The sequence below is a fragment of the Microbispora sp. ZYX-F-249 genome (assembly GCF_039649665.1).
GTDB lineage: Bacteria > Actinomycetota > Actinomycetes > Streptosporangiales > Streptosporangiaceae > Microbispora > Microbispora maris.
Genome location: NZ_JBDJAW010000030.1, coordinates 80,703 through 97,086 on the forward strand (window position 1 = coordinate 80,703; position 16,384 = coordinate 97,086).

At 72.8% G+C, this 16,384-nt stretch carries 9 protein-coding genes; 8 read left to right on the forward strand and 1 reads right to left on the reverse strand.

All coding sequences use genetic code 11. From position 1 onward, the window contains the following. Positions 1–220 precede the first annotated feature (220 nt). Positions 221–1,492, forward strand: a complete 1,272-nt coding sequence (locus AAH991_RS29200) for an ABC transporter ATP-binding protein (protein ID WP_346229134.1) — start codon at positions 221–223, stop codon at positions 1,490–1,492. A gap of 30 nt (positions 1,493–1,522) precedes the next feature. On the opposite strand, the gene AAH991_RS29205 is transcribed toward AAH991_RS29200, so the two are convergent. Then, a complete protein-coding gene (locus tag AAH991_RS29205; RefSeq protein WP_346229135.1) occupies positions 1,523–2,167 on the reverse strand; it encodes an ACT domain-containing protein in 645 nt (214 codons plus the stop codon). 121 nt (positions 2,168–2,288) lie between these two features. Here AAH991_RS29205 and pulA point away from each other — a divergent pair, with 121 nt between their 5' ends. The 7 genes from pulA to AAH991_RS29240 all read left to right on the forward strand — a co-directional run. Continuing rightward, entirely contained in the window at positions 2,289–8,006 is a 5,718-nt protein-coding gene (gene pulA / locus AAH991_RS29210) for a pullulanase-type alpha-1,6-glucosidase (RefSeq protein WP_346229136.1), read from the forward strand. A gap of 95 nt (positions 8,007–8,101) precedes the next feature. Continuing rightward, positions 8,102–9,547, forward strand: coding sequence for a serine hydrolase domain-containing protein (locus tag AAH991_RS29215; protein WP_346229137.1), 1,446 nt, complete (start codon positions 8,102–8,104; stop codon positions 9,545–9,547). A 117-nt stretch (positions 9,548–9,664) separates the two neighbouring features. Next, positions 9,665–11,047 (forward strand): sensor histidine kinase, encoded by a 1,383-nt coding sequence (locus tag AAH991_RS29220; RefSeq protein ID WP_346229138.1) that lies wholly within the window; start codon positions 9,665–9,667, stop codon positions 11,045–11,047. Between the two features lie 124 nt (positions 11,048–11,171). Continuing rightward, positions 11,172–13,283: an N-acetylneuraminate synthase family protein gene (locus AAH991_RS29225; protein ID WP_346229139.1), complete on the forward strand. Its 2,112-nt coding sequence runs from the start codon at positions 11,172–11,174 to the stop codon at positions 13,281–13,283. Continuing rightward, on the forward strand, positions 13,280–14,230 hold the full coding sequence (locus tag AAH991_RS29230) for a glycosyltransferase family 2 protein (RefSeq protein ID WP_346229140.1): 951 nt from the start codon (positions 13,280–13,282) through the stop codon (positions 14,228–14,230). The genes AAH991_RS29225 and AAH991_RS29230 overlap by 4 nt, the downstream gene beginning before the upstream one ends. After that, entirely contained in the window at positions 14,223–15,485 is a 1,263-nt protein-coding gene (locus AAH991_RS29235) for a polysialyltransferase family glycosyltransferase (protein ID WP_346229141.1), read from the forward strand. The genes AAH991_RS29230 and AAH991_RS29235 overlap by 8 nt, the downstream gene beginning before the upstream one ends. A gap of 511 nt (positions 15,486–15,996) precedes the next feature. After that, positions 15,997–16,384: AraC-like ligand-binding domain-containing protein (locus tag AAH991_RS29240; protein ID WP_507185157.1), on the forward strand; the 388-nt coding region annotated here is incomplete at its 3' end.

The following is a 16,384-nucleotide window of genomic DNA, read 5'->3' on the forward strand; positions in this document are numbered from 1 at the left end:
GTTACATTCCACGCCCCAGAGGAGGGTGCGGGAGGTCACGACACTCCCCTGACAGCCGCCTTTAACGTGGGGAAAGTCTGGAGTAACGGAAAGTTGCACGTAGATGCCGGATCTTTCACGACACGTATGGACACGGGCACCCGTGACGCGATGTACTACCTCATCATTCACACCGAAGGCTGGGGATCCGGGCGTGCGTGCCCGGGAGGAACGAGCTGGCATGAGCACCGTCGTCCTCGACAATGTGACGAAGATCTACCCGGGGGGGTACCTCGCGGTCGACCGCATGAACCTCCGCGCGGGCGAGGGTGAACTCCTCGTCCTGCTCGGACCGTCGGGCTGCGGGAAGTCCACGCTGCTGCGCATGATCGCGGGCCTGGAGGAGATCACCTCCGGCGACCTGTGGCTGGGCGGGGAGCTCGCCAACCACCTCGCTCCCCGGGACCGGGACGTCGCGATGGTCTTCCAGAACGGCGCTCTGTATCCCCACAAGACGGTGCGCGGCAACCTGTCCTTCCCGCTGGAGATCGCCAAGGCGGATCCGACGATGGTCAAGCAGCGGGTGGTGGAGCTCTCCCGCGCGCTGCACATCGACGAGACGCTGGACCGGCGGCCGGGCACGCTGTCCGGCGGCCAGCGTCAGCGCGTGGCGATGGGCCGGGCGATCGTGCGTCAGCCCTCGCTGTTCCTGATGGACGAGCCGTTGTCCAACTTGGACGCCGGCATGCGCACCGAGTTGCGCATGGAGATCTCGTCGCTCGTGCGGGCCCTCGGGGTGACCACCATCTACGTGACGCACGACCAGGTCGAGGCCCTCACCCTGGCCGACCGCATCGCCATCATGAACCGGGGCGTGCTGCAGGACATCGGCACCCCGGCGCAGGTCTACAACGACCCCGCGACCGCGTTCACCGCCGCGTTCCTCAACTCCCAGCAGCTCAACCTGCTCGCCGCCACGGTCCGTACGCCCCAAAATCAGTACATAATGCTCGACTTCGGGCCACATCAGCTGACCATGCCATGGACCGATCCACGGGCGTACGCCGTGTCCCAGCACACCGGCATGCAGATCATCGTGGGGATCCGCCCCGACGGGCTGGTCCCGGTGCCGGAGAAGACCGAGGGCCCGACGTTCTTCGGACGGGTGCGGACGCTGGAGTACCACGGTCACGAGTGGCTCGCCTACCTCGAGGCCGGGATCCCGGGCGTCGTGGTGCCCGAGCCGCCGGACCGCCGGCAGCTCAACGGTGCGGCGAGCGGCGGCAGGGCGCGGTCGATGATGCGCCGCCTGCTGAACGGTTCCACGCCCCCGGAGGAGGAACCGCCGCCGCCGTTGTCGCAGTCGGGCACCCACCGCCGCGCGGACCTGATCGTCAGGCTCGGCAACCGCCCCGTGTGGCGCGCGGGCGAGCACGGCCGGGTCGCCGTCGACGTCTCCCGGCTCATGCTGTTCACGATGGACGGCAAGCGCATCGACCCGCCCCGCCGCTGACACCGCTCACACCGGCTCTCACACGGGCCCTCACACCGGCCGGCTGACGCCGCCGGCCAGCACGGAGACGATCCCCACCAAGCGGACGATCTTGTCCAGCTCCGCCCGGTGGAACGCCGGCCCCTGGGCGCGCGCCACCACCAGGTGGACGCCGTCCATCGGCACGCTCGCCAGGTGCAGCCCGCCCTCCTCGAACGCCGAGGCGCGCAGCGGGGTGAGATCGGCCGCGGGCACGACCTCCGGCGCCTGCCAGCTGCCGTGGACGATCGTGCCGTCGGCCGAGTCGACCGCCACCGCCCACTCGGCGCTGACGAGGTCGGGCACCGCGTCGACGAGGGTGACGTACGCCCGATGCGGCTCCGCGGCGACGTGGCCGAGCAGATCGTAGTCGGGAGTCGATCCGGGCACCTCCCTGGTCGGCCACACGGCCTCCACTCGCGCGCCCGGGACCACGCCGATCCGCTCGCGCAGCTCTGCGGGCTCGAAGACGCCCGACCAGGAGACGGTGAAGTCGTCCACCGCGCGGCCCGCCTGCCGCTCCAGCACGGTGACCTGCAGGATGTCGGCTCCCAGCACCCCGAAAGCGCGCGCGACCTGGCCGAGCACCCCGGGCCGGTCGGGGAGCGAGACCCGCAGCCGCAGCAACATCCCCACCACCTCCTTCTCGTGCGACACCAACAGTGTCGGACACACGTTTCGCCGCCGTTACGGCGGTGGGTCACGGAATGGCTGCAATGTTTCTGGAAGTTGCAGCAAAGTCTTGCACGAATGTGTACTCATCACTAGCTTCCGGGCCATGGTGACCCCCCAGCACCGGCGTACGCGCGTGCCCACAGCGCTGTCCACCGTCGTGGCACTCGCCGCCGCGCTCATCGCCCCCTGTCTGACGTCTCCCCCGGCGGCATCCGCCCTGGCCGCGCCGGCCCCGGCGGCACCACCGGCGGGCGTCCCGGCCGGCGCGCCGTCCGACGCCGAGCTCGCCCGCGACGCCCCCCGTACGGACCTGTCCCGCGAGCGGCTGTACTTCGCGATGACCGACCGGTTCGCCAACGGCGACCCCGCCAACGACCGGGGAGGGCTGTCCGGCGACCGGCTGACGACCGGCTTCGACCCGGCCGACAAGGGCTTCTACCAGGGCGGCGACCTCGCCGGGCTGATCGGGAGGCTCGACTACATCAAGGGCCTGGGCAGCACGGCCATCTGGCTCACGCCGTCGTTCGAGAACCGGCCCGTGCAGGGCACGGGGGCAAACGCCAGCGCCGGCTACCACGGCTACTGGATCACCGACTTCACCAGGATCGACCCGCACCTCGGCACCAACGCGCAGATGAAACGCCTCGTCAAGGAGGCGCACAAGCGCGGCATGAAGGTGTTCTTCGACATCATCACCAACCACACGGCCGACCTCATCGACTACGCGGAGAAGACCTACAGCTATCGCGGCAAGGCGGCGCACCCCTACGTGGACGCCTCCGGGCGGGTCTTCGACGACCGCGACTACGCCCTGCGCGACGACTTCCCGAAGGTCACCGCCGGCTCGTTCCCGTACACGCCGGTGGTGACGGCGAAGTCGAAGGTGCCGTCCTGGCTGAACGACCCGACCATGTATCACAACCGGGGAAACTCGACCTTCTCCGGCGAGAGCTCCGAGTACGGCGACTTCGACGGCCTCGACGACCTGTGGACCGAGCGCCCCGAGGTCGTCCGGGGCATGACCGACATCTACACGACGTGGGTCAGGGAGACCGGCATCGACGGCTTCCGGATCGACACCGCCAAGCACGTGAACATGGAGTTCTGGCAGCGGTTCGTGCCCGCGCTGCACGGCTACGCCGCACGGCTCGGCAACGACAGGTTCTTCATGTTCGGCGAGGTCTACAGCTCCGATCCGGCGTTCGCGAGCCGCTACACCACCACCGGCACGCTCGACGCCACGCTGGACTTCGGCTTCCAGGAGGCGGCCCGGTCGTACGTGAGCGGCGGCGACGCCGCGAGCCTGAGCAGGCTGTACGCCGGCGACGACTACTTCACCGACGCCGACTCGGGCGCCTCGTCGCTGCCGACGTTCCTCGGCAACCACGACATGGGCCGCATCGGCTACTTCCTCAGGCAGGACGACCCGTCGGCCGGCGACGCCACGCTGCTCGCCCGCGACCGCCTGGCCCACCAGCTCATGTACCTGACGCGCGGCCAGCCGGTCGTGTACTACGGCGACGAGCAGGGCTTCACCGGCGCGGGCGGCGACAAGGACGCACGGCAGCCGATGTTCGCCTCCAGGACGGCCGACTACCTCGACGACGACCTCATCGGCACCACCGCCACCCACGCGACCGGCAACTTCGTCACCACCCACCCCCTCTACACCTCGATCGCCGAGCTGGCCCGGCTGCGCGACCGCTACCCCGCGCTGGCTGACGGCGCGCAGATCGAGCGGCTGGCGAGCGGAGGGGTGTACGCCTTCTCCCGGATCGGCGCGAAGGAGCGGGTCGAGTTCGTGGTGGCGCTCAACAACGGCACGGCGGCCCGGGCCGTGCGGATCCCGACGTACTCGGCCGGCGTCTCCTTCACGCAGGTCTACGGCGGGACAGGACGGCTGACCAACGGGGCCGACGGCACGCTCGCGGTGACCGTGCCGCCGGTGTCGGCCGTGGTCTACCGCGCCGACCGGACCCTGGCCGCCCCCGCCTCGGCGCCGGAGATCTCCCTCACGCTGCCCGGCGCGACGCTGCGGGGGACCGCGGCCGACGACCGGGTGCCGATCACCGCCGAAGTGCCCGGCGCCGGGTTCGCGCAGGTCACGTTCGCCGTCAAGGCGGGCAGCGCGCCGTGGCGGGTGCTCGGCACCGACGACGCCCCCAGCGGGCGCACCTTCCGCGTCTTCCACGACCTGACCGGCGTGCCCGCGGGCACCCCTCTCGCGTACAAGGCGGTCGTCAAGGACGCGGCGGGCCGGTACGCGGGCGCCACGGCGACCGCGACGGCCGGGCCGGAACCCGCGGCCGGGGAGCCGGGCGCGGTCAGGCGCGACCACCTGGTGGTCCACTACAAGCGGGACGACTACGACGGCTGGGGACTGCACGCCTGGGGCGACGTCGACCAGACGGTCGAATGGGGCTCGCCCGTCGCCTTCGCGGGCGAGGACGCGTTCGGCCGCTTCGCCTGGCTGAAGCTGAAGCCCGGCGCCACCGAGGTCGGCCTGATCACGCACAAGGGCGACACCAAGGACCAGGGCGACCGGATGCTCAACCCGGTCCGCACCGGCGAGGTGTGGCTCGTGGAGGGCAGGCCGGACGTGTACGCCTCCCGGGCCGCCGCCGAGGGCCACGCCACGATCCACTACCGCCGCCCCGACGGCGCGTACGACGGCTGGGGCCTGCACCTGTGGGGCGACGCGGTCGCCGACGGCGCGGGCACCGACTGGGGCGCGCCGCGCCCGCCGGACGGGACCGACGCCTTCGGCGCCTTCTGGCGGGTGCCGCTGAAGAACGCCGACGCGCCGCTGAACTACATCATCCACAAGGGCGACACGAAGGACCCCGGGCCCGACCAGTCGTTCGTCCCGGCCCGGCAGCCCGAGGCGTACGTGAACTCGGGCGGGGCCGCGGTCCACGGCAGCGCGGCGGCGGCGCGGAACGTCGCGGTGCTGCACTACCACCGCGCGGACGGCGACTACGACGGCTGGGGCCTGCACTTCTGGGGCGACGCGTCCGGCTCCGTCGAATGGGGCGACCCGCTGCAGCCGGCCGGTGCCGACGCCTTCGGCGTGTACTTCGAGGTGCCGCTCAAGGAGGGCGCGAAGACGCTCGGGTGGATCATCCACAAGGACGACCAGAAGGACCAGCAGGCCGACCAGTCGCTGGACCTCGGCGTGACCGGCCACGAGGTGTGGAAACTGTCAGGTGTGGACGGATACCTGCTGCCGCAGCCCGCGGCCACCGGAGCGGACGCCGACCTGTCCAAGGCCACGGCCCAGTGGATCGACCGGGACACGGTCGCCTGGAAGGGCGGGGTCGCCGAGGCGAACCACTACGCGCTGGCCTACTCCCCCGAGGGCGGCATCGCCTACGAGAAGGGCGGCCTGACCGGAAACGTCCACCTGATCCGCCTGGCGCCGGGCACGCTCGGCGACGCCCAGAAGGCCGCGTGGCCGCATCTGGCGGCGTACGGCGCGCTGAAGGTGGACCCGCGCGACGCGGACCTCGTGCGCGACGCGCTGCGCGGGCAGGTGGTGGCCGTCGAGCGCGGGCCCTCGGGCGCGCTGCTGACCGCCACCGGCGTGCAGATCCCCGGCGTGCTCGACGACCTGTACGCCGGGGCGGCGAAGGTCCCGCTCGGCCCCACCGGCAGCGGCCGGCTGGCGGTGTGGGCGCCCACCGCGCGGAAGGTCGAGCTGGCCCTCCACGACGGCCCGGCCGGCGATCGCAGGACGGTCCACCGGATGCGCAGGGACGACGCGACCGGCGTGTGGTCGATCGACGGCCCGGCGTCGTGGCGGGGCAGGTACTACACCTACCTCGTCACCGTCTACGCCCCGGCCGCCGGGAAGATCGTCACCAACGAGGTGACCGACCCCTACAGCCTGTCGGTCTCGGCGGGCTCGGGGCGCAGCCGGATCGTCGACCTCGACGACCGGTCGCTGCGGCCGGAGGGATGGGCGGGACTGAAGAAGCCCCCCGCGGTGCGCCAGGACCGGGCGTCGATCTACGAGCTGCACGTCCGCGACTTCTCGGCCTCCGACAGCACGGTCCCCGAGGCCGAGCGGGGCACGTACAAGGCGTTCACCGAGGGCGGCAGCGCCGGGATGACCGAGTTGCGGAGCCTGGCGAAGGACGGGCTCACGCACGTCCACCTGCTGCCGGCCTTCGACTTCGCGACCGTGCCCGACCGGAAGGCGGACCGCACAGAGCCGGGGTGCGACCTGGCCGCGCTGCCGCCGGACTCCGACCGGCAGCAGGCGTGCGTGGCGGAGACGGCCGCGAAGGACTCCTTCAACTGGGGCTACGACCCGCTGCACTACACCGTGCCCGAGGGCTCGTACGCGACCGACCCGGACCGGCGGATCAAGGAGTTCCGCGAGATGGTCGCCGGGCTCAACGGCGCGGGCCTGCGGGTGGTCATGGACGTGGTCTACAACCACACCCACGCCTCGGGGCAGGACCCCGGCAGCGTGCTCGACCGCGTCGTCCCGGGCTACTACCACCGGCTCATGGACGACGGCACGGTGGCCACCTCCACCTGCTGCGCCAACACCGCCCCCGAGCACGCCATGATGGGCCGGCTCGTGGTCGATTCGATCGTCACCTGGGCGAAGCAGTACAAGGTCGACGGCTTCCGGTTCGACCTGATGGGTCATCACCCCAAGGCGAACATCCTCGCCGTGCGGGAGGCCCTCGACGCGCTCACGCCGGGCGAGGACGGCGTGGACGGTAAGTCGATCATCCTGTACGGCGAGGGCTGGAACTTCGGCGAGGTGGCCGACGACGCCAGGTTCGAGCAGGCCACCCAGGCCACCATGGCGGGCACCGGGGTCGGCACGTTCAGCGACCGGCTGCGCGACGCCGTCCGCGGCGGCACGCCGTTCGACGCCGACCCGGGCGTCCGGGGCCTCGGCTCCGGCCTGGCCGACGCCCCCGGGGACCGGCTCGCGCACTACGAGGACCTGGTCAAGCTCGGGCTCGCGGGCAACCTGCGCGACTTCACGTTCACCGGGGCGGCCGGGACTCCGGTCAAGGGCGCGGAGGTCGACTACAACGGCGCGCCGGCCGGGTACGCCGCCGGGCCCGCGGACACGGTGACCTACGTGGACGCGCACGACAACGAGACGCTGTTCGACGCGCTCGCCTACAAGCTGCCGAAGGACACCCCGATGGCCGACCGGGTCAGGATGCAGTCGCTGTCGCTGGCGACGGTCCTGCTCGGCCAGGGCACGGCGTTCGTCCACGCCGGCAGCGAGCGGCTGCGGTCCAAGTCACTCGACCGCAACTCCTACGACTCCGGCGACTGGTTCAACCGCCTGCTGTGGGACTGCCGCCAGGGGAACGGCTTCGGCGGCGGCCTGCCGCCCGCGAAGGACAACGAGGCGCGCTGGCCGTACGCCCGGCCCCTGCTGGCCGACCCCGCGCTGCGGCCGGACTGCGCGGCGATCGGGGCGGCGCGGGCGAGGTTCGGCGAGTTCCTGCGGATCCGCTACTCCTCCCCCGCCTTCTCGCTGGGCTCGGCCGCGGAGATCGGCAGGCGGGTCTCCTTCCCGCCGTCCGGCGCCCCCGGCGTGATCGTCATGCGGATCGACGCCGCCGGCGTCGATCCCGCGAACACCGCGATCTACGTGGTGTTCAACGCCACCGGGAGGACCGCCGCACCGGTCGTGCCCGCGCTGAAGGGCGCCGGGGCCGCGCTGCACCCCGTGCAGGCGGCGTCGGACGACCCGGTGGTCCGGCAGGCGGCGGCGGACCCGGCGACCGGCACGCTGACCGTGCCCGCCCGCACGGTGGCGGTGTTCACCCAGCCGCGGTAGGAGTGGCACCGGGCGCGGGCTCTCCCGCGCCCGGCTCCACGCCACGTCCCGAAACTCGATTGAGCGGGCTCGCGCGGTTTCGTTAGCGTTTCCGGATGCCTTCTCAGCGCCTCCTGCCGCGCTCGGCCCCGGCCGCCTCGGGGATGTCGTCCCGCTCGATCTCCGCGCTGCTGGACCGGCTCGACGCGGGATCCGTGGAGTGTCACTCCCTGATGGTCGTACGCCACGGTCACGTCGTCGCCGAAGGCTGGTGGGCGCCGTACTCGGCCGGACGCCCGCACCTTCTCTACTCGCTGACCAAGTCGTTCACCTCGATCGCCGTGGGGCTCGCGATCGCCGACGGGCTGCTCTCGCTGGACGACCGGGTGGTGGACGTGCTGCCCGAGCACGTCCCGGCCGGCCTCTCCGAGCAGGGCCGCCGCCTCACCGTCCACCACCTGCTGTCCATGACGTCCGGGCACCGTACGGACAGCCTCGAGGCGGCGTGGCGCCTGGAACCGGGCGACCTGGTGAAGGGCTTCCTGCGCGTGCCGTTTCCCGAGGCCGAGGGAACGTGGCACGCCTACGACAACGCGACCACCTTCGTCCTGGCCCGGATGGTGGAACGGGTCACCGGCCGCGGCCTGCCCGAACTGCTCGACGAGCGCCTCTTCCTGCCGATGGGCGTCGATCACGCCGAATGGGACCGGGTGGCGAGCGGCGCCGCCTTCGGATTCCACGGGCTGCACCTCACGACCGAGGCCGTCGCCGCCTTCGGCGAACTGCTGCTGCGCGGAGGCCTGTGGGGCGACCGGCGGCTCGTCCCGCGCGAATGGGTGGAGCTCGCGACCAGACGGCACATCGGCACCCGGCAGGTCGAGGGCTGGTCGGACAACCCCGACGCGTTGTGCGGGTACGGCTACCAGTTCTGGATGTCCCGTCACGGCTACCGCGGCGAGGGCGCCTTCGGCCAGCTGTGCGTGGTCGTCCCTTCGCACGATCTCGTGGTCGCCGTGACCGCCGCCGTGACGCAGGGGGAGGCGATACTCGGCCCCATCTGGGAGTGCCTGCTGCCCGGCGTGGACCAGGCGGCGCGCGATGAGCTCCCGGGAAGCACCGGGGACGACGAGATCCTCGCCGAGCGGCTGCGGCGGCTGTCGTTCGCGCCGGTGCCGGGCTCCGCCGACCCGGAGCGTTCCGTCACGGCGAGACTCGACGCCTCGGCCGGGGATTCGGCGCTGCCCGGCGGAACCACGGTGGCCGTCGATCCCGTGGACGGTGGATGGATCCTGCGGCTCGGACCCTCCCTCGACGTCGAGGCCGGCCACGGCGAATGGCGGGAGAGCGCACCGCTCGGCCGCCCCGTCGTCGCGGCCGGCGCCTGGCAGGGCGGCACGTTCGTCGCCGACCTCTACGTCATCACCACCCCGCACCGGGTCCGGCTGGTGGTCGACGCCGACGCGGGCACGGCGCTGGCGACGTGGAACGTCGTGCCCCTGACCGGCCCCGACCTGGCGGTGCACCTGCGGTCGCCGCTGATGACACGGCCGGACGTCGCGTAGGCGACGCGCCCGGCGGCACGACCCACGACTGGGATATTGGGAGACTTTGAGCAACTTTGGGACGAGCTTTTCGCTGTCGCGAGTTTCCCTAAAGATGACCATGAGTAGCCTCGGGTAATGCTCCTCCCCAGGCGCTCCCCGTCGCTGCGAGCCCGGCTGGCACTCATCGCCACCGGGACCGCGGCGATCCTGCTGATCCCGCTCGCGATCGTGGTGCACGTGCTCGTCCGCGACGCGGTCGCGGACCGCATCTGGGACCGGAGCCTGGACGCCGCCACCCACGTCGCCGCGCAGATCCGCGACGGACGCCTGAGCAACCCCATCCCGCCCGAGAACGGCATCGACCTGATCGAGGTGACGGGGCCGGACGGCCGGATCGTCGCCGAGAGCGCCGCCGCCAGACCTCTGCCGCGCCTGAGCCCGTTACGCACGGCCCCCGGCCGCGAGATCACCCAGACGACCGCCTGCTCGCCCGCCGGGCGCGACTGCCTCTACGTGACCGTGCTGCGGGTGTCCCCGGGCCCCGGCTCGGACCTCGTCTACGCGGGCCGGGCGGCCCCGCCGATCCTCGACGCCCCCTTCACGCTGCCGGCGCTGCTCCTGGCCGCCCTGCTGCTCACCACGCTGGCGGGCTGGACGGCCTACAAGGCCACGGGCCGCGCGCTGCGGCCGGTGGAGGCGATCCGCTCGGAGCTCGCCGAGATCACCGACAGGAACCCCGGCGGCCGCGTGCCCGAGCCGCCCGGCGACGACGAGTTCTCCCGGCTGGCCCAGGCGGCCAACGACGCGCTGTCCCGGCTGGACATGTCGATCCAGCGGCAGCGGCAGTTCGCCGCCGACGCCTCACACGAGTTGCTCACCCCCATCGCCGGGATCCGCGCCCAGCTGGAGAGCGCGCGGCTGCACCCCGAGGACACCGACGAGGCCGTCTGCGCCGCGCTGCGCGACACCGAGCGGCTGGAGGCGATCGTCGCCGACCTGCTCCTGCTCGCCCGGATCCCCACGGTCCCCGAGACCGCCCGGGAGGAGGTCGACCTGTCCCACCTGGTCGTCTGCGAGGTCGAGCGGCGGCGGGAGCGGCTGCCGACCCACCTCCACAACACCCCCGGCGTGGTCGTCAGGGGGCTGCGCCGCCACCTCGCCCGGGTGGTGGCGAACCTGCTCGACAACGCCGAGCGGCACGCGCTGACGCTGGTGTGCGTACGCGTCGAGCGCACCGAGGACGCGGCCGTCCTGTACGTGCGCAACGACGGCCGGCCGATTCCCGAGGCGGACCGCGAGCGGATCTTCGAGCGGTTCTACCGCACGGACGCGGCGCGCAGCCGCGCCCGGGGCGGCACGGGGCTCGGCCTGGCCATCGCCCGCGAGGTCGTGGAGGCCCACGGCGGGTCCATCCGCGTCGAGGACGTCACGGACGGCGAGCCCGGGGTGCGGTTCGTGATCACGCTGCCGCTGGCCCCGGCGGAGCCCGCCGCGGCGTGCGGCGACACCCAAAGTTAAGAACGGCGCCCCTGGTCGTTCAGCCGAGTAACCCCGAACGAAAGGACCTGCTGGCTAGTTTTCGGGACACCCCGGCCCCCTTGGGTCACACGGGTTCCCGATGTCGCAGGTAGAGGAGTCACTCGTGCGAGTGCTGGCCGTCGTCCCCGCCCGTGGAGGCTCGGTGGGCGTCCCACTGAAGAACCTGGAGAAGGTGGGCGGGGTCCCGCTCGTCGCCCGCGCCGTGGACGCCTGTCTGCGCGCCGAGCTGGTGGACGAGGTGATCGTCAGCACCGACCACGACCGGATCGCCGGGGCGGCCGCGGCCGCCGGCGCCCGCGTCGTACGCCGGCCCGCGGAGCTCAGCGGCCCGGCCGCCTCCAGCGAGAGCGCCGTGCTCCACGCCCTGTCCGAGCTGTCCGAGCTGTCCGGCGAGGAGCCGGAGATCGTCGTGCTCGTCCAGTGCACCAGCGCGTTCCTCGACCCCCGCGACCTCGACGCCGCCGTCGCGAAGGTGCTGGACGGCGAGGCCGACTCGGTCTTCTCCGCCACCGAGACCTACGAGTTCGTCTGGACCGGCGCCGGCCACGGGGTGAACCACGACCCGGCCGTGCGCCCGCGCCGCCAGGACCGCGAGCCCCACTACCGCGAGACCGGCGCGTTCTACGTCATGCGTACGGAGGGCCTGCGCGAGCGCGGCCACCGTTTCTCCGGCAGGGTCGCGGTCCAGCCGGTGCCCGCCCGGCACGCGGTCGAGATCGACACCCCCGAGGACCTGGAGATCGCCCGGGCGCTCGCCCCGTTCGTGGACGAGCCGCTGCCGATCGACGTGGACGCCGTCGTCACCGACTTCGACGGCGTGCACACCGACGACCGCGCGTTCGTCGACTCCGACGGCCGGGAGATGGTCGCGGTCAGCCGCTCCGACGGGATGGGGATCGCGCTGCTGCGCCGGGCCGGAGTGCGGGTGCTCGTGCTGTCGACCGAGCGCAACCCGGTCGTCGCCGCCCGCGCCGCCAAGCTCGGCGTGCCGGTGGTGCAGGGCCTCGCCGCCAAGGACGCCGCGCTGCGCGAGTGGCTGGCCGCCGAGGGCCTGGCCCCCGAGCGGGTGGCGTACGTGGGCAACGACGTCAACGACCTGTCCTGCATGGCGATCGTCGGCTGGCCGGTCGCGGTGCCCGACGCCCACCCCCGGGTGCGCGCCGCCGCCCGCGTCGTGCTGTCGGCCCCCGGCGGCGCCGGGGCCGTGCGCGAGCTGTCCGACCGGGTGCTCGCGGCCCGCCCGGCCACCGCGCTGGAGACCGTGCCGGAGACGGTGCCGGAGACGGTGCCGGAGACGGTGCCGGCCCCCGCGCCCGTCACCGTCGCCCGTCACCTCGGGCAGCCGCGGCCGGTGCGGATCGGCAGGTCGCTGGTCGGCCCCGGACAGCCCGTGTACGTGATCGGCGAGATCGGCATCAACCACAACGGTGACGTCGACATCGCCCGCAAGCTGATCGACGTGGCCGCCGACGCCGGCTGCCAGGCCGTCAAGTTCCAGAAGCGGACCCCGGAGATCTGCGTGCCGCTCGAACAGCGCGACCAGATCCGGCAGACGCCGTGGGGCGAGATGACCTACATGGAGTACAAGATCCGGACCGAGTTCGGCGCGGACGAGTACGCCCACATCGCCAAGTACTGCGAGGAGCGCGGCATCGACTGGTTCGCCTCGCCCTGGGACGTGCCGTCGGTGCGGTTCCTGGAGGACATGGACGTCGTCGCGCACAAGGTGGCCTCGGCCTCGGTGACCGACCACGAGCTGCTGCGCGCGCTGGCCGCCACCCGCAAGCCGGTCATCCTGTCCACCGGCATGTCGACGATCGAGGAGATCGACGCGGCGGTGGAGATCCTCGGCACCGAGCGCCTGGTGATGATGCACGCCACCTCCACCTACCCGCTTCCGCCCGAGGAGGCCAACCTCCGCATGATCACCACGCTCCGGCAGCGGTACGGCGTGCCGGTCGGCTACTCGGGGCACGAGCGCGGGCTGCAGATCTCGCTGGCCGCCGTGACGCTGGGCGCGGTGACGGTCGAGCGGCATATCACCCTCGACCGGGCGATGTGGGGCTCCGACCACGCCGCCTCGCTGGAGCCCACCGGCCTGGAGCACCTGGTCCGCGACATCCGCATCATCGAGACCGCCCTCGGCGACGGCGTGAAGCGCGTCTACCCGGGCGAGGAGGCCCCGCGGGCCCGCCTGCGCCGCGTCACGGCGTGATCACACTTTCGGTGGTCGTGCCGGTCCGGGACGGCGAGGAGTACCTCGGCGACGCGCTCACCTCGCTCGTGCGCAACCGGACGAGCGAGTTCCAGACCGAGGTGATCGTCGTGGACGACGGGTCCGCGGACGCGACGCCGGAGGTCGTCGAGGACTTCCGGCGCGACCTGCCGGGGCTCACCGTCGTCCGCAACCCGGCGCCGCTGGGGCTGGCGGGCGCCCGCAACGCCGGGCTGAAACTCGCCGCGGGCCGCTACGTCACCTTCCTCGACGCCGACGACTGGCTCGCGCCCGGTTACCTGCCCCGGCTCGTCGCCGCCATCGACGGGCTCGGGTGCGACTTCGTGCGGGTGGACCACGTGCAGGTCGAGGGACGCAGGCGGGAGACGCACCGGGCGCCGCAGCCACGCCGCGGCGTCGTGCTGGACCCGCGCGACGGCATCCTGCCGGCGGATTACAAGACCATGGTCGACTACCCCTACGCGTGGGCCGGGATCTACCGGCGCGAGCTGGACGACCTGCTGACCTTCCCCGCCGGGCTGCACACCGCCGAGGACCGCCCGTGGATCTGGCGGCTGCACCGCCTGGCCCGGTCGTACGCCGTGGTCTCCCTCGCCGGGGTGTTCTACCGGCGGGGGCTCACGGCCTCGCTCACGCGGATCGGCGACGAACGGCAGCTCCACTTCTTCGACGCCTACGAGATCGTGCTCGACGAGACCGAGCCCCGGTATCTGCCCAAGGCCGCCCGCAACCTGTGCGCGCTGCTCGCCCACCACGTCGAGCTGGCCGGCCGGTTCACCCCCGCCGTACGCGCCCGGTTCGACGAGCGGGCGCGGGCCGCGCTCGCCCGGCTGCCGGCCGAGACGCGCGCCGAGGCCGTCGGCGGCCTGGAGCCCGGGCGGGCCGCCCTGCTCGGCCCCTACTTACCGGGAGGACCGGGTGCCTGACTCCACGCTGTTCTACGCCTCGACGCTGTTCGGCGCGATGACGCTCGCGGCGGCGATCGACGAGGGGCGGTTCCGCGAGGGGGGCCGGGTCCTGCTCGTGTCGAACAACGCGGCCATCCCCGAGATCACCCCGGCGCCGGACGAGGCGCCGGGGTTCGCCGCGCTGCGTGACAGGTTCGACCGCGTCCTGTCCTGGAACGAGATCATCGCGCCGCTGCACCCGTCGGACTGGAAGCCGCGCTCGATCGAGACGCCCATGCTCGGCCGCCTGCTGCGCGAGCTGACCGGCGAGCCGGGCGAGCTGGTGCTGGAGTCGGTCGCGGTGGCCCCGTCGCGTACGCTCGCGGGCCTGGTCAAGGACTGCCCGATCACCGTCTACTCCGACGGCCTGATGAGCTACGGACCGACCCGCGACCCGCTCCCGCAGGAGATCGCCGGCCGGATCACCCGGCTGCTCCACCTCGACCTCGCCCCCGGCCTGGCACCCCTGCTCCTGGCCGAGCACGGCGTGCCGGCCGAGGCCCTGGCGGACGCGTCGTTCACCTCGGTGACGGGCCGGGTCGCGGAGGCCGCCGAGGCGGCGCCGCGCGCCGAGGCGGTCATCCTCGGCCAGTACCTGTCCGCGCTCGGCCTGGTCACTGCGGCCGAGGAGGCCGCGCTGCACGAGCGCGTGCTGCGCGGCGTGGCGGCACGCGGCCACCGGACCGTGCTGTTCAAACCGCACCCCGCCGCCGGGCGGCGGCACGCCCGCGAGCTGCGGCCGGTCGCCGCGGAGCTGGGCGTCGAACTCCTCGTGGCCCCCGCGGCGACGCCCGCCGAGGCGTGTTTCGCCGCGCACCGCCCCGAACTGGTCGCCGGGTGCTTCTCCACGGCGCTGGTGACCGCGCGGCGGCTGTTCGGCCTGCCCGTCGCGGCCACCGGCACCGATCTGGTGCTCGAACGGCTCACGCCGTACGAGAACAGCAACAGGATCCCGGCGACGATCGTGGACGCGACGCTGCCCCGGCTGGAGGCGGACGGCACGATCACCGAGCCGCCCGCCGCCGACCTGCGCGCCCTGGTCGCGGCCGTGGGCTACTGCATGCAGAGCACGGCCCACCCCGGCCTGCGCGAGACCGCCGCGGCCTACGTGCGCGCCCACGGACCGGCGCGTTACTTCAAGAAGCGCAGGCTGGAGTCGCTGGGCCTGGTCGGGCCGTCCGCCCCCGCCCCTGCCGTCCCGCGGTCGCGGCTGCGGCGCCTGCTGTCCCGCTGAGCCCTCGCGCCGCACCGACAGACCGGGACACATGGGTCGTGATGTCCTAGGCTGTGCGCCGAGATGATCGTGCGCGGCGATCAGCAGCACATGGCGACGACGGTCGGGACGTCCGCCGCCGAGGGCTGCGGTGGTGACGCCGTGCGGGCACACCGCGGTGTGCGGACGCCGCGGCCGGCCACGGGAGGCTCGGGGGCGATGAGCAGGCACGGCAGCGGCCGGGCTCCGGCGTCGGCGCCGGTCAGCATGGGGCACGGCGCCTGTTGCTGCTGCCGTGCTTCGCCGGACGGGACCGCCGGCGCTCGATGCGGGAGAGTGCTCTCGCGCGGTGTGGCCATGGGGCTCCCTCCGAGGCGTGATCAGGGTCGTCGCGGCGCGGATCCGCTTTCTGCAGTCAGAGTGCCGGGAGCCGCAGCGAGATGTCTTGACTCCCTCTGCACGACGCATGGCGATTCGTGCACACGGCGACGGCACATCCTTGTCCGTACCGACCACTCGCCGAGGACCTGCCATGAAGATTCTGGAATGGAACACCAGGAACCTGGCCGTCAGCGATCGGTTCCCCTACTGGTACGACACCATGTCGCAGGCGCACCTGCACGCGTGGCTGGCCACCGACGATCCGGCCCGCTTCCACGCGTCGGCGCGGGTGTTCGATCTCGGCACGGTGCAGCTGTCGACGATGAGCCACCACACGCTGCGGGTGCACCGGACCGCCAAGCTCATCCGGCAGTCGGATCCCGAGATCTTCAAGCTGCACCTCCTCCTCGGTGGCGCCGGCGGCCTGCGGCAGGCCGGGCGTGACGTGACCTTCCGTGCCGGGCAGTTCCTCACCATCGATTCCTCCCGGCCGTACCAGGGGTGGCGGGGACCCGACGGCGATTCGGCCAAGGCTCTGC